General features: G+C 70.8%; 1 pseudogene. It reads right to left on the reverse strand.

Annotation, left to right across the window (positions count from 1 at the left end):
- Window positions 1-314: pseudogene (locus B447_RS21640) on the reverse strand (RNA-guided endonuclease InsQ/TnpB family protein); the annotation flags it as partial.
- Window positions 315-325 lie beyond the last annotated feature (11 nt).

Here is a 325-nt window from a genome sequence, read left to right on the forward strand (position 1 = left end):
TGGCGGGCGATCCCCTGGTGGATCTTCGCCACCCGGGCTTGTGCCTTGCGAAGCCGGTTCGAAGGCTGCAGCCGGAACCCCTTCGGGAAGGGTTTGCCCTTCGGGATGCCGGCGGCGACCTTGGCCGCTTCGAGCTTGCGAGCCACCGCTCGCTGGTAGCGGCGCAAGCGCTGGACGGCACGCTTGTGCGCATCGAGCGGCGCGATCCGCTGCCCGGTGTCGAAGGCGGCGAAGTTCGCCACCCCGCGATCGATGCCGCAGGCCTTCGGGCCGCGCTCGAGCGCCCCGGCCTCGAACGCGCAGGCGATCGACACGTACCAGCCAT

The organism is Thauera sp. 27 (assembly GCF_000310125.2).
GTDB lineage: Bacteria > Pseudomonadota > Gammaproteobacteria > Burkholderiales > Rhodocyclaceae > Thauera > Thauera mechernichensis.